Genomic DNA, 21,882 nt, shown 5'->3' with positions numbered 1-21,882 from the left:
AAAAAAAAAAAAAAAAAAAAAAAAAAAAAACCCCCCGCCATAATGGCGGGTCTTCGTACTCTGCTATAAAAGCAGATTATCTTTTAAGGTTGTAGAAGGATTTCAGGCCGTTGTATTGAGCCAATTCACCCAACTCGTCTTCAATGCGAAGCAATTGGTTGTATTTAGCAACACGGTCTGTACGGGAAGGAGCACCCGTTTTGATTTGACCAGCGTTAGTCGCAACAGCGATGTCAGCGATTGTGCTATCTTCGGATTCGCCGGAACGGTGAGAGATAACAGCTGTGTAACCAGCACGTTTAGCCATTTCGATAGCATCGAAAGTTTCAGTCAATGTACCAATTTGGTTAACTTTAACCAAGATGGAGTTACCGATACCTTTTTCGATACCTGTTGCAAGACGCTCAGTGTTTGTAACGAACAAGTCGTCACCAACCAATTGAACTTTGTCTCCCAATTTTTCAGTAAGCAATTTCCAACCATCCCAGTCGTCTTCGGACATACCGTCTTCGATTGTGATGATTGGGTATTTCTCAACCCATGAAGCAAGAAGGTCAACATACTCAGCGGAAGTGTAAGATTTACCTTCGCCAGCAAGTGTGTATTTACCGTCTTTGTAGAACTCAGTGGAAGCAACGTCCATACCCAAGAATACGTCAACGCCTGGTTTGTAACCAGCTTTTTCGATAGCTTCGATAATTGTAGTGATTGCTTCTTCATTCGAACCAAGGTTTGGTGCGAAACCACCTTCGTCACCCACAGCAGTGTTCAGGCCTTTGGATTGAAGTACGGATTTCAAGTTGTGGAAAATTTCAGCACCTGTACGAAGAGCTTCTTTGAAGCTTGGAGCTCCTACAGGAAGAACCATGAACTCTTGAACATCGATGTTGTTATCCGCATGCTCACCACCATTGATGATGTTCATCATTGGTACTGGAAGAGTTTTAGCGTTGAATCCGCCCAGGTATACATACAAAGGAATATCCAATGCTGCTGCAGCTGCGCGAGCTACGGCCATGGATACTGCTAGGATTGCGTTAGCGCCCAATTTACCTTTGTTATGTGTTCCGTCCAAAGTAATCATCAATTTGTCGATGCCCACTTGATCAAGAGCGTCCATACCGATAACTTCTGGAGCAATGATTTCATTTACGTTCTCAACAGCTTTAAGAACGCCTTTACCCATGTAACGGGATTTATCGCCATCACGAAGCTCTACAGCTTCATGAGCACCAGTGGAAGCGCCGGAAGGAACGATAGCGCGGCCTTTAGCACCGGATTCAAGATAAACGTCAACCTCTACAGTTGGGTTACCGCGGGAGTCAAGGACTTCGCGAGCATATACATCAGAAATAATAGTCATTTTAGTTAATCTCCTTTAAACAATGTTTTGGTTTTTAATTGTTAAAGCTTGAATCTTAGGTATTGTTTCCTTATTTGCGACTAGCAATCATGGATTGACCGGTCATTTCCGCAGGTTGCGGAAGTCCCATCAGATCCAGAATGGTTGGTGCTACATCGGCAAGGATACCGCGATCGCGCAATACAACATTTTCATCCGTAAGGATGAACGGAACCGGGTTAGTGGTATGAGCTGTGAACGGACGACCGTTCTCATCAAACACCATGTCTGCATTACCGTGATCGGCAATAATGATCGCAACGCCACCCTTGGCAACTACTGCGTCCACTACTTTACCTACACACTCATCAGTTACCTCTACAGCCTTGATTGTTGGCTCCAGCATTCCGGAGTGTCCAACCATATCAGGGTTTGCAAAGTTAAGGATAATAGCATCCTGTCTTTCCGCTTCAATTTCTGCTACGCAGGCTGCAGCCACTTCGTAAGCACTCATCTCAGGTTGAAGATCATAGGTTGCTACTTTAGGAGAGTTGATCAAGATACGAGTTTCTCCTGGAAGCTCCTCATCACGTCCACCACTGAAGAAGAACGTTACGTGCGGATATTTCTCAGTTTCCGCGATGCGCAGTTGCTTCTTGTTTTGTTGCACAAGTACTTCACCCAATGTGTTATCCAGGTTCTTCGGTGAATAGGCTACATAACCTTGTACCGTTTCACTGAAAGTAGTCAGGCATACGAAGTGCAAGTCTTGCGGGAACAAAGGACCCCGTTCGAAACCGCGGAAATCTTGATTCGTGAACACTTGTGACAACTGAATAGCACGGTCAGGGCGGAAGTTGAGGAACACGACGGAATCGCCGCTCTCTACTGCCGTTACCGGCTTGCCTTCACTGTCTACAATTACGCTAGGTTCAACGAATTCGTCGAACACGGAATTTGAATAAGATGCAGTGATAGCTTGCAGAGCATTCGTGTATTTCGGTCCTTCGCCATAAACCATAGCACGATAGGCTTTTTCTACACGATCCCAACGTTTGTCACGGTCCATTGCGTAATAACGCCCGGATACCGTAGCAATTGTACCTACTCCAACCTCTTCAATCTTAGCAACCAGATCTTGAACAAACTTCTTACCACTATCTGGAGGTACGTCCCGGCCATCCATGAAAGCGTGGATATACACTTCGTGCATATCTTCTTTCTTAGCCAGGTCAAGCATAGCAAACAGGTGATTAATATGGCTATGTACCCCTCCGTCGGATACAAGCGCGTAAAGATGAAGCTTTTTACCTGTGTTCTTAGCATTTCTAACTGCGGCTACCAGTGTTTCATTATCGAAGAATTCGCCCTCACGGATCGATTTATCGATACGAGTCAAATCCTGGTATACAATCCGTCCTGCACCAATATTTAAGTGCCCTACTTCAGAGTTGCCCATTTGGCCTTCTGGAAGACCAACAGCTTCACCACAAGCAGTAAGGGTAGTATTAGGATATTGTTTCAAGTAACGGTCATAGTTAGGTTTGTTAGCTTGAGCAACGGCGTTACCTTCAGAGGTTCCACGCAAACCGAAACCATCCATGATGATCAAAGCTACAGGTCTTGGAGCTGACATCTTACTTCGCCCCCTCAACCAATTGAACGAAGGAAGCAGGCTGCAAGCTGGCACCGCCAACAAGCGCACCATCGATGTCGCTTTGGCCCATGTACTCAGTTACATTCTCAGGCTTCACGCTGCCGCCGTATTGAATACGAACAGCTTCAGCGGTTGCTGCATCATACAAATCTTTTACAAGACTGCGGATGTAAGCAATAACTTCGTTAGCATCTTGGGAAGTGGAAGATTTACCTGTGCCAATAGCCCAGATAGGTTCGTATGCAATGACAACTTTTGCTGCTTGCTCGGCACTAAGTCCTTGGAATGCAGCTTCAGTTTGTACTTTACATACTGCTTTAGTTTGATCAGCTTCACGCTCTTCGAGCTTTTCGCCAACACATACGATTGGAGTGATACCGTGGCGGAATGCAGCATGCATTTTCTTATTCACGATTTCATCTGTTTCGCCAAAATAAGCACGACGCTCTGAGTGACCAATGATTACATAGTCTACGCCGAGATCGCTAAGCATTACACCACTGATTTCTCCAGTGTAAGCACCGTTATCTTCAAAGTGCAGGTTCTGTGCGCCAATCTTGATGTCTGTACCCTTTGCAGCTGCTACAAGTGCAGGCAGGTTAGTAAATGGAGCGCAGATTACAGTCTCAACGCCTTCTACTTCTGCTTTGCCTTTGATGTCAGCAATAAAGCTTTCTGCTTCAGGAACTGTTTTGAACATCTTCCAGTTTCCTGCGATAATTGGTGTTCTCATGACTTAAGTTGCCTCCTTCTTGGGTCTTACTTATCGTTCAGTGCTTCTACGCCAGGAAGCGCCTTGCCTTCCATGAACTCAAGGGATGCACCGCCACCAGTTGAAATATGATCCATTTGATCAGCCAGGTGGAATTTCTCTGCTGCTGCTGCGGAATCTCCGCCACCAATAACAGTATAACCTTCAGTAGTTGCACAAGCTTTTGCTACTGCAATTGTACCTTCAGCGAATTTATCAATTTCAAATACACCCATAGGTCCATTCCAGACAACTAGCTTGGAGTTTTTGATCACATCTGCATAAAGCTCACGGGTTTTCGGTCCGATATCAAGACCTTCCCAGCCTTCTGGGATTTCATTGAAAGGAACGATTTGCGTGTTGGCATCCGCACCGAATTTATCGGCTACCACGACGTCAACTGGAAGCAAGAAGTTCTTACCAAGCGATTTGGCTTTCTCAATGAATTCAAGAGCAGTTCCCAATTTATCGTTGTCCACTAGGGAAATACCGATTTCAAATCCCAATGCTTTGGTAAAGGTGTAGGACAGACCGCCACCGATCAAGACATTGTCTGCCAAATTCAGCAGGTTGTCGATCACGTCAATTTTGTCCTTCACTTTCGAACCACCGATGATTGCAGTGAAAGGACGCTCAGGGTTAGAAAGAGCTTTACCCAGAACAGACAATTCTTTCTCCATCAAAAGACCGGATACAGCTGGTAGGAAATGAGCGATACCTTCTGTCGATGCATGAGCACGGTGAGCCGCACCAAACGCATCGTTAACGAACAAATCAGCCAGTTCAGCAAATTGTTTAGCCAGTTCAGGATCGTTTTTCTCTTCGCCTGGGTAGAAACGAACATTCTCAAGTACAAGTACGTCGCCTTCTCCTAGCTCAGCAATTTTTGCTTTTACAGCTTCACCAACAGCTTCGTCAGCTTTAGCTACTGGTTTGCCAAGAAGCTCGGACAGACGTTCAGCAGCAGTAGTCAAACGCATGGAATCTACGAATTGGCCTTTAGGACGACCCATGTGACTTGCAAGAATGATCTTTGCACCGTTCTCAATCAAATATTTAATAGTTGGAAGTGTTTCGCGGATACGAGTATCATCAGTAATTTTACCGTCTTCTACAGGCACGTTGAAATCCACGCGTACAAATACGCGTTTACCCTTTACTTCTACATCACGGACGCTCTTTTTGTTCATGATTAATTCCTCCACACCCCATATTGTTTCTAGCAGGAAACAAGAAATACATTTAGAAAGAGCGGAAACAAGGAACTTCTGTTTCCGCTCTATAGATGTTGCTTATATCAAGTCAATTACTTAGCGATTTTAGCGAATTTCTCCAAAGTACGAACCAATTGTGCAGTGTAGGACATTTCATTGTCATACCAAGCAACCGTTTTAACCAGTTGTTTGTCGCCAACAGTCAATACTTTAGTTTGTGTAGCATCGAACAGGGATCCGAAAGTCATACCTTTGATGTCGGAAGATACGATTTCATCTTCAGTGTAACCATAAGTGTCTGGATCGGAAGCTGCTTTCATAGCTGCGTTGATTTCTTCAACAGTAACGCTCTTATCAAGAACAGTTACAAGCTCAGTCAGGGAACCAGTTGCAACTGGAACACGTTGAGCTGCACCATCCAATTTACCTTTAAGTTCTGGAATAACCAGACCGATTGCTTTAGCAGCACCAGTAGTGTTAGGGATGATGTTCTCAGCTGCTGCACGAGCACGTCTGAAGTCACCTTTAGCATGTGGAGCATCCAAAGTGTTTTGGTCGCCAGTGTAAGCGTGAATTGTAGTCATCAAGCCTTCAACGATACCGAACTTGTCGTTCAATACTTTTGCCATTGGAGCTAGGCAGTTAGTAGTGCAAGATGCGCCGGAAATAACAGTCTCAGTACCATCAAGAATGTCATCGTTAACGTTGTAAACGACAGTTTTCATGTCGCCAGTAGCTGGAGCGGAGATAACTACTTTCTTAGCTCCACCTTTCAAGTGTTTTTCAGCTGCTTCTTTAGTTGTGAAGAAACCTGTGCACTCAAGTACGATATCAACGCCTAGGTCGCCCCATGGCAATTCTTCAGGGTTACGGTTAGCAAGAACCTTAACTTCTTTGCCATTGACTTTGAAGAAGCCGTCATGCACTTCAACATCACCTTGGAATTTACCTTGAGTTGTATCATATTTAAGCAAATGAGCAAGCATCTTAGCGTCAGTCAAGTCGTTGATTGCTACCACTTCGATACCTTCTACATTTTGAATACGGCGGAAAGCAAGGCGTCCAATACGTCCAAATCCGTTAATTCCAACTTTTACACTCATTGAATAGTTCCTCCTAGAATTCGTTTTATTTATTCAAAACAGACCGTGAAGCCTGTCATGACAACAATGTTAAGTATAATGCAAGATATATGTTCTAGTAAGTTACGACGATATCTGTAACTGATTGTCAATCTCCTTGCCTATTTCCACAGCAGCAGCCTCGTCCGTGACGAGAATATTCTCCTGCCCGAAACGCAGCATGGCATGAATAGCTTTGGCCTTTGGCTTGCCTCCGGCAATACCGATGACAGTTTCCGTCCGAACAATATCTTCTAGACGTAATCCCATCGTAAGCATCGTATGCACAACCTGACCATCTTCATTAAAATAATATCCAAAGGATTCTGCCACTGCTCCCTCACCCTGGATTTCTGAGACAGTAGCCTCATCCAGCTTGCGGCGGCGAGTCATTTCAATGGCATCCCCAATCCCATGTACAATAATACGCGAACTGCGGATGATTTGTACAATCTCTCCAATATTAGAATCAAGTGCTAATGACTGATAGGCATCCCCACTAAGTAAATCAGGGACATGCAGCAACCGGTAATTCGCTCCAACCCGTTTTGCCATTGTAGAGGCAATCGTATTGGCTTGAATCTCCATACTCTCTCCTAATCCGCCACGCGCTGGAACAAACCAGGCGTTCTTATAGGAAAGGGATAACGGCGGTGTCAGTTGATCAGCCATATCGGCAAGCGTTGATCCACCTGTGACAGCAACAATATCATCTGTACGGAGGACACTGAGCAGCGCTTTTGCACCTGCGCGGCCAAGCTCACGTTTGGTGAATGGTGATGACTCACAATCACCCGGCACCACAATGACTTTATCCAGACCGTATGTTGCCCGAATTTTCTCTTCCAGCTCATCCAGACCAAACAGGCTCTTAACGACCGGCTCTAGCAAATCAAGCAGTCTGCGCCCAGCAGCGCTAATGCGCATACCAACGCTCTCGATCTCAATGAGCCCTTGCGATTTCAGAAGATCCGTCTCGGCACGCAGTACCCGCTCAGTCATATCAAGCGAAGCGGCAAGCGTTCTGCGTCCAATGATATCGGACAGCATGATCTGATGAAGAATCGTGTACCGTCTCTTAAGGGTTTCCATGAGATCAGGCAGAAGCTGCTTTTGGATATCTAATAAATTACGCATGCTTTCACTCCTGCAACTTCGTCTTCCTCTATTCCCTTGTTCATGGTCTCAAAATGTCCCGGGTAAACTTTTTAAGTCCCACTCATATTCTAACCAAATATTGCTCGAAGTGCAAGTCTTCCGAGAGTAGAATTCTCAAGCGCTTGTCTTCTTATACATTTATAAGATTGGGAAAGAGTTAAAGCACCTAAAACCTGTCATTAACTATCCAGATTCTATCTCTGAGTGAAAACGAATATAAGCTTGTCTACCTTTAAGAAAAAGGATAGTGTCCTGCTCTGTATTATTAAATTCATTGCAATTGCTCAGGAATTATATTATAATCATTTTTGTTGCGCCCGTGGTCCAATGGATATGACGTAGGCCTCCGAAGCCTGAGATCCAAGTTCGATTCTTGGCGGGCGCGCCATTAATTTCACTTTTGTACATAATTTAGTAGTGCCTATACTACTACTTAACCAAAGAGCCGCATGTCGGCTCTTTTTTTTGAATATAAGTTTGACTTTCTTTGACTTTTTGTTTGAATTTGTTTATCATGTGGGTAATACGGCAAGAGTAAAAATGAATACATTTGAAGAACCAATATCAAGGAGGTTTTCCACGTGAGTTATATTCCTATGGTAGTAGAACAGAGCAACCGCGGTGAGCGCGCTTATGACATCTATTCCCGCCTGCTGAAGGACCGCATCATTTTCCTTGGAACGGAGGTTAATGACGTGGTAGCCAATTCTATCATCGCACAAATGCTGTTCTTGGCTGCCGAAGATCCTGAGAAGGACATTCACCTTTATGTGAATAGCCCTGGTGGTTCCATCACTGCAGGTATGGCTATTTTTGATACAATGCAGTACATTAAGCCAGACGTTTCCACCATCTGTGTCGGTATGGCAGCTTCCATGGGAGCTTTCCTGCTTAACGCTGGTGCTAAAGGCAAACGCTTCGCACTTCCTAACAGTGAGATCATGATTCACCAACCTCTGGGTGGTGCTCAAGGTCAAGCAACGGATATCGAAATCCGTGCTCGCCGTATCCTCAAATTGCGCGATAAGCTGAATCGCATTCTTGCAGAACGTACGGGTCAACCCCTGGAACGTATTGAGAAGGATACAGATCGTGATTACTTTATGACTGCTGCAGACGCGGCAGCTTACGGTATCGTTGATAAAGTCATCGAGAAAACACTGCCTAGCGGTGTGTAAGCTATAAAACACCACAAAGAGGCTGTACACTATCCACTTGATGGTTAGCGCACAGCCTCTTTGCTTTTCAGACCACCATTACAAATGAATCTCAATTAATTCAAACCACCATAACCAAGCGCATTGAGTTTCTCAGCAATCACACGGTAGCCTCGGCCATTAGGATGTAAGTGGTCCAACGATAAAAGGCCTCTCTCATTTCCTGCAAACTCACCATAAATAGAAGCAAATCCAACTACTCGGCTACTATATTGCGATGCATAGCGGTTAAACTGCTTCACCCACTCTGTAGCGCCTACTACCTGAGGATAGGGATTATACAATCCCACAATTCGAATGATATAAGGTCTACGTGCCCCCGCTTTCAATTGGAAGAGAATACTCATAATGACAGCGAAATTTTGTTTGCATTCCTGCAGTGATCTTCCCAGCTCTTTAGATAAATTCCCAGGTTGTCTAGCTGCGGCCTTTGCAGCATGAATTAAGTCATTCCCACCAATGGATAGCGTGATAATATCGGCTGCTCGAATGGCTTCGCGAGTCATTGCACTCCCCCGTAGCCGCTGTTCCAGTTCAGAAGTAGTCAATCCATTCACGCCCAAATTCGTAGAGGCTACATTAGAACGCAGTCTCCCTTCCGCCATTCTACGGTACACCGGTACAAAACCGTTACCTGGCAGAGCGCCAAATCCAGTCGTCAAGGAATCGCCAATTGCAGTGTATTGATAGCTCATAGCTCTCCCCCGTTCATAAACTAGTTACTCCATTTAGCATATGAATTCGAGGGGATTCTGGTAAGGGGGAGATGTCCAGTGGTGGCACTAGCGGTTACGAATTCTCTATTTATTTTACAGCAGCAAATGGGCTACCGCCTTCCGGCAACAGTTCTTTGAAAGTAAAGGGGTATTCGGGGAACCCCGCTGCATAAGCTGTGTATTCATACAATTGGAAGAACAGAACGACCTGATCATCCTTCAGATAAAAATACTTTTCCGTATTCAATCCGTTGAATCCTCCCAAATAACTTTCCTCCGCTTTTACCAGCTTGTTCAACTTAGCATTTAACGTTTTTTTGTAGTTTGGGTTAGCACCAAAAAGATCGCCCAGCAATAGACGTTTGCCATCCTTGAGCGAGAAGGTAAACGCCTCCCGGTTGGTCATGCCATGAGCCCCGCCCGTATCGCTATACTGTGACAGCAGCAAACTAATCACACCATTCTGATTGTAGGTCACTACATAATCTATATCATAAGTATACTTGGGCTCTGAACCAGAACGATTGGAGATATCCTGCTCTGCCCCTGCGGCGAATCTCATGGCACTTTCTTTCAAGGTATCGTTTATGGCCTTTTGCGCAGCGGATTGACTCAGTCCACTAATTTTCGGATAATCAAGCTGGATTAAAGCCTCTTTTCGATCTTTAGCATAGGTCTCAGTGGTTACTGTCAATGCGTTCTGTGGTCTGTTCATCACGTTCAGCTTACTAGAGCCTAGAGTCCAATCCACTTTATAGCCCAAATAATCATTTAAGAGACCGGATGGAACATAGAGACGATTGTTTATTAGCTTTCCTTCATATTCCCGAATGTAATAGTTGTTCACCCAGATAGAAGTACCAAAACTAGATAGCATTAACTTGGCTTTAGCCGTCCCTTTTCCAATCGTGTATGCATTTTCTTCTTTATCATAAGTGAGAGGTAATCCCAGCACATCACGCATAAAGGTAATTGGGACCCAGACCTTCCCTTCCTGCACAATACCTGTCTGCTGCGAAATCACCCCGTTCGCCTTTAATACTATACTTGAAGCATTAGCCTTGCTCTTCGCCTGATCAGACGCTGCATAACCCGTATCACTAGGCAGTAATCCTCCACCAAGCAATAACCCCGCCGACATCAAACCTATGCCCCATTTGCGTACGATTTCTTTTGAGATATTCATCATCTTGTTTTCCCTCTCCTTTCCAATTAATTAAACATAATCCCAGAGAGCTTACACAAAAAAGAGGCATCCCCCACTATTAAGCGGAAGATTACCTCTTCTCTCTGTATTCATCTTGTAGGCTACTATTTCAATTCATACATAACGCTTAGTTGGGTTGTAACTTTAACTACTCCCGGTTGAACGGATGTGCTTGCACCAGCATCTGCTGCAGCCATATCCATTTTTAGATTTTGTTCAAAATATACTGGAGTAATATCGCCATCATTTTGACTAACCGTGAGCACTTGGCCTAAGCTACGTTTAGCTGCCTTAGCAATAGCTCCTGCCTTAACATCTGCGTTCGCCATCGCCTTTTCAATCACCTGAGCTTCAAAGGCAGAAGTATCTTCCACAGAAAAACGTGCATTTCCGAGATTGTTTGCCCCTGCTGCAGATGCAGCATCAAGCAATTCACCAACCTTAGTCAGATCTCTATAAGACACTAACAGCGTATGATTCGCGTTGTATCCTTTTACTTGCTGTCCTTCTTTTTCGCTATAACTATAGTTGGGTTGCACATAGAATTGGGTGCTTTGAATATCTTTATCTGCGATTTTCCAAGTCCCTTTCAGTAGGGTAGTGATCTTTTGGATTTTAGCAGCATTTGTTTTTTGCGCTTCTTGCGCAGTTGACGCCGTAGTATCTACTCCGATGGACAAGTATACAATATCCGGCTTGATGGACAATTCGCCTTTACCTACTACACTAACAACATTTTTCTGCACTTCATCTGCGTAAGCCTTTGTAGGACCCTGGGAGACACCACTCATACCAATTCCTCCAATTAACAAACTCCCTACAATCAACACTGAACCAATCTTCTTTACCAAACCTTTCATATTTGCCAGCCCCTTTCATCTTTTGTGATTTGTTATTATCCTCTAGACGAGTCATTCTGGTAAATGTTGCACATCTTAAATCTATTTTTTGGTATTAAAAAAAGCCCCTAGGGGCTTTTTAGTCATGCAATAAAAAGTCATGTCAAAAGATTATTGGTTCTCAAGCTCTTCTTTGCTGACGAGACTCGTCAAAGCGTTTACAGCTTGATCGGCGTCTGCACCATCCGCGCTGATATAGATCTCCGTGCCGGAACTGATCGCTAGGCTCATAATACCCATAATACTTTTGGCGTTTACTTTTTTATCGTCTTTTTCCACGAAAATCTCCGACGAAAACTTGTTAGCTTCTTGCACAAACAATGCTGCCGGTCGAGCGTGTAGCCCTGTCTTCAACCGAACAACTACCGGGTGCTTTGTCATGAAACGCTTACCCCCTAATTGAGTTCTCCCCAAAAATTTCACATTAATTTTATATTATTATATCATTATAACGTAAACCACACTAGAAAAAAAGTGACTAGCCGCCTCGAACCTTGTCCGCCAGTTCATCAATCTTACGAAGTCGATGATTTACTCCGGACTTACTAACCGTACCTTTCAGCATTTCACCAACCTCTTTAAGGTTGATATCTGGATGTGCCATTCGGATTTCTGCAACTTCCCGCAGTTTATCCGGCAAGCTCTCCAGCCCCACTTCTCGCTGCAGCAATTTGATATTCTCAATCTGCCGCACCGCGGCACTTATCGTTTTATTGAGATTCGCGGTCTCGCAGTTCACGATCCGATTCACGGAATTACGCATATCACGCATAATTCTTACATCCTCAAATTTGAACAACGCTTGATGCGCGCCGATCAGACTTAAGAATTCGATAATCTTCTCGCCTTCTTTAATGTATAGAATGAACCCTTTTTTACGTTCAATGCAGCGTGCGTTTAGGTGAAATTCACCAGCCAGATCAACTAGCGCTTTACAGTGCTCCTCATACATCGAGGAAATCTCCAAATGGTAAGAGGAACCCTCCGGATTATTAACCGATCCGCCCGCCAAAAAAGCACCCCGCAAATAAGCACGCTTACAGCAGTTATTCCCAACAATCTCTTTATCAATACCGTCGGTAAAAATAAATCCTTCGGACACAATTCTGAGATCATTTAAGATCTCCTGTACGCGGCTGGGGATTCTAACAATATACACGTTATTTTTCTTCAAACGCATTTTTTTACGCACGAGTAGCTCAATATGGACCTGGTAATATTTCTTAAGCAAAGAATATACCCGCCTTGCAATCGCGGCGTTCTCCGTCGAAATGTCGAGAATCACCTTTTTGCTTGAAAGCTGCACAGATCCATTCATACGGATAAGCGCTGACATTTCCGCCTTCTCACAACAGGGCTCACTCTCCACCATCGTCAGCTCTTTTTTGGTAAGGGCCGCAAAAGACAAGGGTCTCACCTCTTTCTGAAATAAGTACGTCATTCATATATACAAGCATAAAAGCCTTCGGTGTCCTTGTAAGGACGGTAAGCGTTTAAGCGAGAAATATAAACCATAAAGTATAGGTGTAAACTTATACTCTCTTATATTTTAAGTTATACCCTAGGGTTTCTGTTTATCCAATCTTGCACAAGCTGATAGATATGATGACTAAGCTTATCGGTATCATGCCTTAAATAAGTTCGGAATAACACTAGCTTATCCGCTATAACTTTATATGCACTGCCTTCTAGTACATCCTTATCGAGCTGTACCGGACGCGCACCCTTCTCAGCGTACTTCGACTGCACCTGCTCTGGAATTTCACCGTCATTCACAATAATATAATCAAATAAATGAATTCCAATATGATCATAAACGGCTTGTAGATGGTCATTTACAGTATAATTATCCGTTTCGCCAGGCTGAGTCATTACATTGCAGACAAAAATTTTGATTGCATCAGAAGATACAACAGCTTCTGCTAGCTTCGGAACAAGTAGGTTCGGAAGAATGCTGGTATATAGACTCCCTGGACCCAAAAGAATTGCATCTGCATTTCGAATCGCTTCAAGCGCTTCAGGCAACGGTTCCACATCAGCAGGCTCCAATGAAACCCGTTTAATGATCCCGCCTGCTTCCGGTATTTTAGATTCCCCCGTGATAATCGTGCCGTCCGACATTTCTGCACGCAGTACTACGGCATCTCCCGCAGCGGGTAATACCCGTCCGCGAACAGCAAATAATCGGCTAAGCTCACGAACAGCTGTGACAAAATCGCCAGATATATCTGTAAGCGCGGCAAGAATTAAATTACCAAGACTATGGCCCGCCAATCCTTCGCCCGTGTTAAAACGATATCTCATAATATCCGCCATGAGCGGCTCTACATCAGCCATAGCTGTTAATACGTTGCGGATGTCCCCAGGAGGCGGCATTTGCAGTTCACTACGCAAAATGCCCGAGCTTCCTCCGTCATCTGCTACGGTAACTATAGCTGTAATATCTAGCGGCTTTTCTTTTAAGCCGCGAAGCATGACAGATAGTCCCGTGCCACCGCCCATAACGACGATACGTGGACGCTGTCTTTGTTCTTCAGCCACTATGGACCCCTTCTCTCATTAGTGCCGATCACGCTCGGAATCCCGATGACTAACAGCTACGGATTCCGTTTCGCTGACGCCCAGCATTTTGCCCAAATATTCAGAAATGGCTACTGAACGGTGTTTCCCGCCGGTACAGCCAATGCCGATAATAATCTGGGATTTACCTTCCCTACGATATTGCGGAATTAAGAAATGAAGCATATCGAGCAGTTTGGTCAGGAATACCTGTGTTTCAGGCCACTTCATTACATAGTCATAGACATCGCTGTCCTGACCTGTTTTGGGCCGCAGGTGATCCACATAATGTGGGTTAGGCAAAAAGCGAACATCGAATACGAGGTCTGCATCAATAGGAATACCATACTTAAATCCGAACGATGTAATGTTGACGGAGAGTGTACTTTTTCCTAAATGCGAGAACCGAGAAACGATCTTCTCCTTGAGCTGCACTGGTTTCATACTGCTAGTATCCAGACATAATGTGGCTGAATTCTTTAATTCCTCAAGCATCTTACGTTCCAGCTTGATACCATCAAGCGGAAGTCCCTTAGGCGCTAGCGGATGATGACGCCGGCTTTCCTTGTAACGCTGCACAAGCACCGAATCCGTAGCATCCAAGAACAAGATTTCACAGCCAATGGTTGACTCATCTTTGATATAGGCTAGAGACTCGGACAAAGCAGTGAAGAATTCCCTACCGCGCAGGTCAATCACAAGCGCTACCTTGGCGATCTTACCCTTCGACTGCTCAATCAGTTCTGCAAACTTAGGGATCAGCACCGGCGGCAAATTATCGACACAGAAGAACCCTAGGTCTTCTAGACTCTGAACAGCAATTGTCTTACCCGCACCTGACATTCCGGTAATAATGATCAGGGTGGCTCCAGCCGTTGGAGTATTGTCCAATTCGGTCATTAAAGCGTCCCCTCCCTAAATTAGTATATGAATACTCCCTATCTTTTAAGAACGAAGCAGAAGACCTGCTGCACCCACAATACCTGCATCATTACCAAGCTCCGCAGGGATAATCGAAACACCAGTCTGAAGCGGAGCCGGTGCGAGCTTAGCAAACACACGACGAACTTCATCAAATAGAATATCTCCAGCCTTAGACACACCACCACCAATGATGAAGACCTCAGGGTTAAGCACGGCTGCAACAGAAGCCATAGATTTACCCAGGTAGTATGCTGCACGGTTTACTATGCGAATCGCTACTTCATCGCCAGCCTTAGCCGCATCAAAGACTTCCTTCGCAGCAATCTTCTCTACCATTGAGAGCGAAGTACGATCACCACGAGCTACTGCATCGTTAGCCATACGAATAATTCCTGTAGCGGAGGAAACGGTTTCCAGACATCCCATATTACCGCAACCACATTGAATGGCTTCCAAATCCGGCACTACAGTGATATGGCCAAGCTCACCTGCTAGACCTGCAAAACCTTGATAAATCTTTCCGTTAATAATAATTCCGCCACCAACACCTGTTCCTAGCGTATAGCAAACACAATTTTCAATCCCGCGTCCTGCACCACTCCAGGCTTCACCCAGTGCAGCCACGTTCGCATCATTGTCTATTTTGACAGGCTTGTTCCAGCGATCTTCCAAAATGGAGCGAATCGGCACATCTTTAAATCCTATGTTAGGCGCAAGTATAATGATTCCTTCACGAATATTTGTGAACCCTGCTACGCCCGCTCCTACACCTGCAAGCTGATCCCAAGAGTACGGGGAATCCTCCACAATTTGGCGAACATACTTCTCGATATTATCGATAACAGTATCGACACCTTCTGCAGTTCCTGTAGGTCCCTCATAAGTATGCAATAGAGTTCCCTCAGCATTGCAGATTCCAACCTTAATTGCAGTTCCACCCAAATCCACGCCAACGTAGATATTCTCAGACATGTAACAAGCCACCTTTTTTTATACTAAAATAGTTAATCCTAAGTACCAACTATAATAGAAGCCCCCTCTGTGGTCAAGGAAAGACAACACACCCGGGAATTCCTTATTTTAAGAGTATACTCTATTATATTCTAAAAAGACCCCCTTACGCCTAAGTAAGAGAGTCTTCTACCTATATTATTACTGGAAAATCACCCAAAGCACCCAGCTATTCTGATAAAATGCGTTTTTGTCCCTCTAGTGAACGAATTGGGGCAATATTCTGTGTGAACTCCAGCGTGCCCATATACCGACCTGTATCGTCGCGGACAGCAAAATAACGGATATAGATGAATTTATCCTTGATGTTAATCCAGAAGTCTTCAGCGTCCTTAATGCCTGCCTTAAAGTCCTCCAGAAGCTTCTCTACCACATGCACACTTTGGGGAGGATGGCAGTTCTGTACCGTGCGGCCGATAACTGCCTTAGTTCGGGCAAAGATACGTTCCTTCCCGTGTGAAAAATATCGAACGACATCATTCTCATCAATGAATGTCAGATCTACTGGCAGATGATTGAGTACTGTTTCGAGCTGATGCAGTGATAACAGCCCTGTTTCAAAACGAATGAACCCTTCCTGGGGAGCCGCACCCACTGCTTCACCCTGCAATGCTGCACCTTCCGGCTCTGCGGCACGTTCGGGTATCCACTCCTGTTCAGGCGCCGTTAGACAGAATCCGATCTCATCGCTCTCCCGAGCGATTTTGACCCATTCGTCTTCCGTCAATTTATCCAGCGACATAGGCAATAAAATATTTTCTTCCTTAAAAATCATTTCATTAACTTCCTTGATGATCTCCGTAAGTTGAGCACCAATATCTGCTGCATTTCCGCTGTAGCTGCTGAGCGCTGCTTTTGCCTCTTTAATCATACGGCGGATATGATCATCCACTCCCCACATGACCTTGGTTGGTCCATAAATGCCGTATTTTTCGAGGTATGGGAACAACAGATTTTCTTTTCGACTGTAGTGCTTATCTAGATCCAGCAGCAAGCTAAGATCCTCCAGCAGCTTGAAGATCAGTTCCTCACTATCGTTCTTCTGAAACTTTGTTGCGTGCAGATCCATGCGGAAGTTCACAAGTCTTTCAATCTCACGGTTTTCTAGCTTGAAGGTGTGGACTGGGTGGCCGGGTTGTTCTTCAGGCTTCGAGGAGCGGTGGATTTCCTCAATAGAACCTTTGAAAATGGCTGTATGCACCGAACAAAGCCGCTGTACCTCGGATACCGGAATCCCTTCTTCGGTCATTAACGAATGCTCCATAGCAGAGATTTCTGCAACAGTAACATCACCTACAGCTTCCTCGAAGCGTGCCTTAACCTCTTCAACGCTTTTGCCTGCATGCAGTTCTTTAATAATTTCCTTAAGCATGGCTTGGCGACGAGTCTGCTCCGGTGCATCAACCTCGCGGTTATTTATAAGCTCACTCATTATTGATCACTCCTTAATGAAGTTTGGTTATCATTTGCTCTTTATTTCACAATCTCGAAGCCATGACGTTCAAAGGCTAACTTCACAGTGTCGAGATCTATTTTCTTCAACTTGATTCCTTTGTATAAGGTCATGAAACGTCCAGCGGTCTGCAGCATGCCCGGCTTGGCGATATCCTTAAAGCCCAGATCCACCATAATCTCGATGACCTCTGGATGCCGTGATACAATGTCGAAGATAGACTCATCCATTCGCAGGACTTTTTCCATGCAACTCTTCTCCTTTTTGTGAGAACTATTCTCAACAACAGATTAGCACAGGCTGAATGGGGCCATTGTGATTGCAATCACTAATTAAGAAGAGTCATTCTTTTAACAGAGGATTATGTATTCGTATGAAAATAAAAAACTGCCCCCTACCATAAAAAGCATAAGGGACAGCCTGATCTGTTATAAATCATTCATTATAGCGTAACGCCTGTTTTGAAAATGGAAATCTCGCGGAAATTGTTCTTCTCGTTATTCACCCATTCTCCACTAGCTACATTGACAATGTAGTTAATGAAGTCGCGCAGGACCTCATCTGGAGAACCGTCTTCAACCAACACCCCTGCATTAAAATCGATCCAGTGACGTTTCCCTTCATACAATGGGGTATTGGTAGATACCTTCATCGTAGGCACGAATGTTCCAAAAGGCGTTCCCCGCCCGGTCGTAAAGATCACCAATTGGCAGCCAGCAGCAGCCAGAGCCGACGAAGCCACTAGGTCATTGCCCGGCGCGTTAAGAAGATTTAAGCCTTTGTTAGTGATAAGCTCTCCGTACTTGAGTACATCCATTACCGTAGAATTACCGGATTTTTGAGTGCAGCCCAGAGATTTATCCTCAAGCGTAGTAATTCCTCCGGCTTTATTTCCTGGTGAAGGATTTTCATATACCGGCTGTTTATAGTCCATAAAATACTGCTTAAAGTCATTGATGAGATCAACAATTTTGTGGAAAATAGCTTCATCTGCCGCACGTTCCATCAGAATTTTTTCGGCGCCAAACATTTCTGGTACTTCAGTGAGTACAGTTGTGCCGCCTTGGGCAGCCATATAGTCAGACAGACGTCCAAGAAGCGGATTCGCAGTAATCCCGGACAGGCCATCCGAGCCTCCACACTTCAGACCAATCTTCAGCTCAGAGAGTGAGACTTCTTCCCGATGATCACCCTGTACATTATTGTAGAGTTCCTTCAGCAGCTTTACGCCTTCTTCAATCTCGTTTCCAACCTCTTGGGAGACAAGAAAACGCACTCGATCCTCATCGTAACTACCCAGCATGTCTTTAAAAATATGCAAATTGTTATTCTCACAACCTAGTCCGAGCACAAGTACGGCGCCCGCATTTGGATGCTTAACCGCGTTAGCAAGTATTGTACGAGTATTGTCATGGTCATCGCCTAGCTGAGAACAACCATAGTTATGTTTAAGCACGAGTACATTATCAAATGGAGCGATATCCCCAACCTCTGCCTTGAAAATATTAATGATCTGCTCCGCCACTCCATTTACACAACCAACCGTAGGGACGATCCATAGCTCATTACGAATACCTACTGATCCGTCAAAACGACGATACCCCTTAAAGGTCAAATTTTCTGTTTTAAAAGGATTGGGTGTCAGCTTCTGCTCAAAAGTATATTCCTCAACCCCTGTTAGGTTTGTCTTCGTATTATGGGTATGCACCCACTGGCCCGGCACGATAGGCGCTTTAGCATGACCGATGGGATAGCCATACTTCAATACATACTCACCTTCGCTAATGCTGGTTAGTGCAATTTTATGACCTCTAGCAATATCTTCCGTAATTTTAATCTCTTTTGAACCTATCACAATGGTGTCGCCTGCTTGATAGTCTTTAAGTGCAACTGCCACGTTATCAGCCTCGTTAATCTGCAGTACCTCTTTCATAGTCTTAATCATGTCGTCATCCACCTCCTGTGTATTAGTTGTGCGCAGGTCTCTTCACGTACGCTTGCAGCGCTTGCTTCATACCTGTTCTCTCAATCGCAATGAGCCCTTCTGTCACCTTATTCGTAAGTCCGGCCACTTCGTTCAGGTCACAGCCCCAGCGATTTGTCGCCGCTAATACCTCGACAGCCAGTGCGCGTAACCCAGTATCTGTGCCATCCCATCCTCCCCATAAGGAGGCGAACCATTCCACAATATCTGCATCATCCGCCAGCTGAATCTCTTCTTCCCCTCTGCGTCCTTTATAGAAGGCAATTAATGCGCTTAATGAGAAGACAAGCTTCTCAGGCAATTGTCCTTTGGACTCTACATATTGCAGCAACGAAGGTAGATCTCTTGTCTTAAATTTCGAAATAGAATTCAGAGAGATGCTCATCAAGTAATGCTGCACATACGGGTTCAGGAACCTTTCTAATACCGCGTCTGCAAAAGAATTCAATTCCTCTACCGGCAGATCCAGCGTCGGGATGATCTCATCATAGATCAAGGACTTCACGTACGCCCCAACCTCTTCGTGCTCAATCGCCTCAGCCACCGTATCAATTCCGTACAAATACGCTACGGGTGTCATCGCGGTATGCGCTCCGTTTAGAATTCTCACTTTACGAGTCCGGTAAGGGGTCATATCATCTACCACGAGCACATTAAGACCTGCTAGTTCAGCCGGGAACTCCTCTTTCATCCACTGCGGCCCTTCAATTACCCAAAGATGGAACTGCTCGCCGACAACAACCATCTTATCCTCATACCCCAGTTCTTCAGTAATCTCAGCGATGCTGTCTCTTGGATATCCGGGAACAATGCGGTCTACCAGACTGCAGCAGAAGGTATTGGCTTCATTCAGCCATTCAATAAAGCCGTCTCCAAGATTCCACAGTTCAGCATATTTCAAAATAACCTTCTTAAGCTCATCCCCATTTCGGTCAATCAGCTCACACGGAATGATAATAAAACCTTTGGAAGCATCCCCATTAAAAAATTCGAAACGTTTATACAATAAGGCCGTCAGTTTGCCTGGAAAACTGCTTTGCGGAGCATCCGTTAATTTGTCGTCCCCTTCAAAAGCAATTCCCGCCTCCGTGGTATTAGACACGATAAAGCGCAGCTCTGGATTCTCGGCAAGCTTCATATACTCCTCATGCTGGGCAAAAGGATTAAGCGTTCGCGTAATACAGTTGATAACCTCATGTTCTTTTACCGCTGCCCCATCTTTGAGCCCTTGGAGATAAAGCGTATACAACCCATCCTGAGCATTTAGCATTTCTGCAAGTCCGTTGCCCAGCGGTTGTACCACAACTACTCCGCCATTAAAATCCGTTTTTTGATTCATGGTATGAATCTGCCAATCTACAAAAGCGCGCATGAAATTCCCTTCACCAAATTGCAGAACCTTCTCGGGATATTGCTTATAAGCTTTCCAGCTATCACTATTTAATCTGTTCATACAAATGCCTCCTAATTTATAATGCACACGATAAACAAAGTTAAATTACCATATAAAACAATATTTATATTATGTTATGTTAAATAATATGCACACGTAAAAATTTTAATTGAAAACCCCTCACAAATTGTAAAGGATTACGTCGCTGGTATGTGCATCATTACTATCTTTGCAGGTTCTTAACCGATTCTCTCGCAATAAACTCCGTGTCGATCGAGATTAGCCCTTCATTCTCCAATGGCTCTTTGATTAAGCTTAGTAGCTTACGGGCACCTTGCTCGCTGATTTTCTCAATCGGACGCTTAACTGTGGTCAACGAAGGATTGGCAAAGAGCGAAAAGCCAATATCATCAAAACCAACAATAGAGACATCATTCGGCACCTGCAGCCCATGTTCAAACACAGATTTCATAGCTCCGATCGCCATATCGTCATTAGAGCAAAATACTGCCGTCGGCGCTTTTTCCAGATCCAGCAGCTGGCCCATCGCCTCATATCCACTTTGCAAATCATACTTACCACTGATCATGTAGTCATTACGCACAGGAATGTTATAATCTATCAATGCTTTTATAAAACCATCTCTGCGCTCCTGTGTGGATTTAAAGCCTTCGACGCCTTCAATAATCGCAATGTCTTGATGGCCGGATTCTATCAGGTATTTACCTGCATGATAAGCGCCTTCCCGGTCATTCGAGATGATGTTAATAATGGAGCGATCATCGATCTGTCGATTCAACACAACGATTGGAATGCCTTGCTGGATCACATGGTAAATAAATTTATTGTCTGCTTCACTTTGGCTCATTAGAATAATTCCGTCAAAACGTTTGTGATGAATGGAGGAGTACTCTGCATAATCGTCGATCCCACGTATGAACAAATTATATTCAACATCTATAACGCTGTTCACACCACGGATCGTGTCAGAGAAGAAACCGGATGTTGTGCCCTTGGCAATACTCGTGAAGAACAAGCCAATGGTATATGATCGCTGCATTACAAGGCTTTTAGCATTGTAATTGGGGACGTAACCCACTTGCGCGGCAATCTCAGCAATTTTTTTACGTGTGACCTCTTTAATGAGTGGACTGTTGTTAAGTGCTCTTGATACAGTTGTATGTGAAACATTCGCCAATTTGGCGATATCCTTGATTGTAGGTGCCATGGGTCAACCTTCCTTATCCAACGGGTTTGGCTCTTCCATGTAAGGATA

20 protein-coding genes and 1 tRNA gene are annotated in these 21,882 nt (G+C 44.6%); 2 read left to right on the top strand and 19 right to left on the bottom strand.

Translation table 11 applies throughout. The features are described from left to right. Positions 1-76: 76 nt before the first annotated feature. The 6 genes from eno to CA600_RS23045 form a co-directional block, all read right to left on the bottom strand. On the bottom strand, positions 77-1,363 hold the full coding sequence (gene eno / locus CA600_RS23070; protein ID WP_042123330.1) for a phosphopyruvate hydratase: 1,287 nt from the start codon (positions 1,361-1,363) through the stop codon (positions 77-79). 70 nt (positions 1,364-1,433) lie between these two features. Then, positions 1,434-2,978, bottom strand: coding sequence for a 2,3-bisphosphoglycerate-independent phosphoglycerate mutase (gene gpmI / locus CA600_RS23065; RefSeq protein WP_094873191.1), 1,545 nt, complete (start codon positions 2,976-2,978; stop codon positions 1,434-1,436). A gap of 1 nt (position 2,979) precedes the next feature. Further along, on the bottom strand, positions 2,980-3,732 hold the full coding sequence (tpiA, locus tag CA600_RS23060; RefSeq protein WP_060626476.1) for a triose-phosphate isomerase: 753 nt from the start codon (positions 3,730-3,732) through the stop codon (positions 2,980-2,982). 26 nt (positions 3,733-3,758) lie between these two features. Further along, positions 3,759-4,940, bottom strand: a complete 1,182-nt coding sequence (locus CA600_RS23055; protein ID WP_094873189.1) for a phosphoglycerate kinase — start codon at positions 4,938-4,940, stop codon at positions 3,759-3,761. A gap of 116 nt (positions 4,941-5,056) precedes the next feature. Further along, positions 5,057-6,067, bottom strand: coding sequence for a type I glyceraldehyde-3-phosphate dehydrogenase (gene gap, locus CA600_RS23050; RefSeq protein ID WP_036687120.1), 1,011 nt, complete (start codon positions 6,065-6,067; stop codon positions 5,057-5,059). Between the two features lie 102 nt (positions 6,068-6,169). Further along, entirely contained in the window at positions 6,170-7,222 is a 1,053-nt protein-coding gene (locus CA600_RS23045) for a sugar-binding transcriptional regulator (RefSeq protein WP_042123320.1), read from the bottom strand. Positions 7,223-7,556: 334 nt separating this feature from the next. Here CA600_RS23045 and CA600_RS23040 point away from each other — a divergent pair. Further along, a tRNA-Arg gene (locus tag CA600_RS23040) sits at positions 7,557-7,631 on the top strand. 193 nt (positions 7,632-7,824) lie between these two features. Further along, positions 7,825-8,421, top strand: a complete 597-nt coding sequence (gene clpP / locus CA600_RS23035) for an ATP-dependent Clp endopeptidase proteolytic subunit ClpP (RefSeq protein ID WP_042184034.1) — start codon at positions 7,825-7,827, stop codon at positions 8,419-8,421. Between the two features lie 95 nt (positions 8,422-8,516). Here clpP and CA600_RS23030 read toward each other — a convergent pair whose 3' ends face one another. From CA600_RS23030 to CA600_RS22970, 13 genes are all read right to left on the bottom strand, one after another. Next, a complete protein-coding gene (locus tag CA600_RS23030) occupies positions 8,517-9,155 on the bottom strand; it encodes a GDSL-type esterase/lipase family protein (protein WP_094873187.1) in 639 nt (212 codons plus the stop codon). A gap of 109 nt (positions 9,156-9,264) precedes the next feature. Beyond that, complete coding sequence (locus tag CA600_RS23025; RefSeq protein ID WP_094873186.1) at positions 9,265-10,365, bottom strand: PdaC/SigV domain-containing protein; 1,101 nt, start codon at positions 10,363-10,365, stop codon at positions 9,265-9,267. A gap of 122 nt (positions 10,366-10,487) precedes the next feature. Further along, a complete protein-coding gene (locus tag CA600_RS23020; RefSeq protein WP_094873184.1) occupies positions 10,488-11,243 on the bottom strand; it encodes an SIMPL domain-containing protein in 756 nt (251 codons plus the stop codon). Between the two features lie 150 nt (positions 11,244-11,393). After that, positions 11,394-11,663 (bottom strand): HPr family phosphocarrier protein, encoded by a 270-nt coding sequence (locus CA600_RS23015; protein ID WP_036687106.1) that lies wholly within the window; start codon positions 11,661-11,663, stop codon positions 11,394-11,396. Between the two features lie 97 nt (positions 11,664-11,760). Beyond that, complete coding sequence (whiA, locus tag CA600_RS23010) at positions 11,761-12,690, bottom strand: DNA-binding protein WhiA (RefSeq protein WP_042123310.1); 930 nt, start codon at positions 12,688-12,690, stop codon at positions 11,761-11,763. A 146-nt stretch (positions 12,691-12,836) separates the two neighbouring features. Next, on the bottom strand, positions 12,837-13,784 hold the full coding sequence (locus CA600_RS23005; protein WP_179085868.1) for a gluconeogenesis factor YvcK family protein: 948 nt from the start codon (positions 13,782-13,784) through the stop codon (positions 12,837-12,839). A 57-nt stretch (positions 13,785-13,841) separates the two neighbouring features. Then, positions 13,842-14,741 (bottom strand): RNase adapter RapZ, encoded by a 900-nt coding sequence (gene rapZ / locus CA600_RS23000; protein WP_042123306.1) that lies wholly within the window; start codon positions 14,739-14,741, stop codon positions 13,842-13,844. 45 nt (positions 14,742-14,786) lie between these two features. Continuing rightward, positions 14,787-15,737: an ROK family glucokinase gene (locus tag CA600_RS22995; protein ID WP_042184026.1), complete on the bottom strand. Its 951-nt coding sequence runs from the start codon at positions 15,735-15,737 to the stop codon at positions 14,787-14,789. A 208-nt stretch (positions 15,738-15,945) separates the two neighbouring features. After that, a complete protein-coding gene (locus CA600_RS22990; protein ID WP_094873183.1) occupies positions 15,946-17,208 on the bottom strand; it encodes a DUF438 domain-containing protein in 1,263 nt (420 codons plus the stop codon). A 41-nt stretch (positions 17,209-17,249) separates the two neighbouring features. Further along, positions 17,250-17,477 (bottom strand): DUF1858 domain-containing protein, encoded by a 228-nt coding sequence (locus tag CA600_RS22985; RefSeq protein ID WP_094873181.1) that lies wholly within the window; start codon positions 17,475-17,477, stop codon positions 17,250-17,252. 194 nt (positions 17,478-17,671) lie between these two features. Continuing rightward, entirely contained in the window at positions 17,672-19,162 is a 1,491-nt protein-coding gene (locus CA600_RS22980) for a UxaA family hydrolase (protein ID WP_094873194.1), read from the bottom strand. A gap of 34 nt (positions 19,163-19,196) precedes the next feature. Beyond that, entirely contained in the window at positions 19,197-20,666 is a 1,470-nt protein-coding gene (locus CA600_RS22975) for a tagaturonate reductase (RefSeq protein WP_094873180.1), read from the bottom strand. A 163-nt stretch (positions 20,667-20,829) separates the two neighbouring features. Continuing rightward, positions 20,830-21,834, bottom strand: a complete 1,005-nt coding sequence (locus CA600_RS22970) for a LacI family DNA-binding transcriptional regulator (protein ID WP_094873178.1) — start codon at positions 21,832-21,834, stop codon at positions 20,830-20,832. Positions 21,835-21,882: the final 48 nt, after the last annotated feature.

Source organism: Paenibacillus sp. VTT E-133280 (assembly GCF_002264385.1).
Taxonomy (GTDB): Bacteria; Bacillota; Bacilli; order Paenibacillales; family Paenibacillaceae; genus Paenibacillus_AQ; species Paenibacillus_AQ nitricinens.
This window is presented reverse-complemented; position numbering and strand designations above follow the sequence as displayed.